The 1446-nt window shown below is 54.4% G+C and carries 2 protein-coding genes; both read right to left on the minus strand.

Going from position 1 to position 1446, the window contains the following annotated elements; all coding sequences use genetic code 11:
* Positions 1-91: 91 nt before the first annotated feature.
* A complete protein-coding gene (locus tag QP868_RS12005; RefSeq protein WP_284926790.1) occupies positions 92-754 on the minus strand; it encodes a hypothetical protein in 663 nt (220 codons plus the stop codon).
* A 10-nt stretch (positions 755-764) separates the two neighbouring features.
* Positions 765-1446, minus strand: a 682-nt coding sequence (locus QP868_RS12010; RefSeq protein WP_284926791.1) for a hypothetical protein, incomplete at its 5' end; no start/stop codon positions are given.

The raw sequence follows: 1446 nt of genomic DNA on the forward strand, positions 1-1446 counted from the left end.
ACGGACGCGAAGCGTCACTTGTCCTGTTGTGTTGAACTCGTGTTCGAGCTCGTCGAGGTAGCGTTGCTTGATCCGGGTCATCGTGGGTTTCCTAGAGGTCTTGTGCGGACAGTGAGTAGCGTTTTTTACACGTTTGCAGGAAGCTTGCCAGGGTGCGGGCATCTGGCGTGTGTCTCCAGGTGATGTGAGCGGATCGTATGTTTCCGTTGAGGTAGTAGTACGGTAGCTTGCCTTTGATGTGTGGGCGTTCCGTTTGAAGTCTTTTAACCGTGTGAACGTCTGGTGCAATGATCGCTGTGTATGGTGGCCACGGCCATTTGTTCGGAAACTGTTGGGCATCGATGTAACGGATGCCGTCCCATGCGTAGAAAAGGGGCGGTATTTCGCCCGAGGTGCGGGCGAAGTCTGGTGGGTACAGGCCTTCGCGGGTGATGACCCAGTCCCGTGTTTCAAGCCTGTCTTGGGGACGAGGCCTAAGACGCAGAACTACCGCTCTCACGGCTGCCACTGGAACCATGATTGCGAAGGCAGCGAAACACGCTAGAACTAACCACATAAGAGGGTTTTTCCAGGTTCCTTCCACGTAGTTGAGCCATAAGTAGACGACGGAACCCAGCCACATGACCGGGCCTACAACGGCAAGCACAACCCAGTTAAAGATTTTCGCAATGGGACGGACGCGAAGCGTCACTTGTCCTGTTGTGTTGAACTCGTCCTCGAGCTCGTCGAGGTAGCGTTGCTTGATCCGGGCCATCGTGGGTTTCCTAGAGGTCTTGTTCGGACAGTGAGTAACGGTTTTTACACGTTTGCAGGAAGCTTGCCAGTGTGCGGGCATCTGGCGTGTGTACCCAGGTAATGTGGCTGTCCGGTCGGATCGTCCTGGAAAAGTGGACAAACCATGGGCTTCCGTTGAGCGGGACGTAAAGCCACTTACCTTTGATGTATGGGCGTTCTGTTTGAACTCTTTCAACCGTGTGAACGTCTGGTTCAATGATCGCTGTGTATGGTGGCCACAGCCATCTATCTGGAAAACGCTTAGTGTCGATGTCATGAATGCCGTCCCATGTGTAGAAAAGGGGCGGTATTTCTTCCGAGGCGCGGGCGACATCCGGTGGGTAGACCCCCACACGTGTGATGACCCAGTCCAATGCTTCCAGTTTATCTTGGGGACGAGGCTTAAAAAGCAGAACTACCGCTTGCACGGCTACCACTGGAAGCCCTATTGCGAAGGCCGCGCAACAGACTAAAAGCAACCACGTTCGAGGGTCTTTCCACGTGCCTTCCACGTAGTTTACCCATAATGCAATGACCGAACCCGGCCACGCGACCAGGGCCCCAAGAGAATACACAACCCAGCGAAGGATTTTCGCAATGGGACGGACGCGAAGCGTCACTTGTCCTGTTGTGTTGAACTCGTGTTCGAGCTCGTCGAGGTAGCGTTGCTTG

Origin of the sequence: Brevibacterium sp. UMB1308A, from assembly GCF_030230605.1 — a bacterium.
Classification (GTDB): domain Bacteria; phylum Actinomycetota; class Actinomycetes; order Actinomycetales; family Brevibacteriaceae; genus Brevibacterium.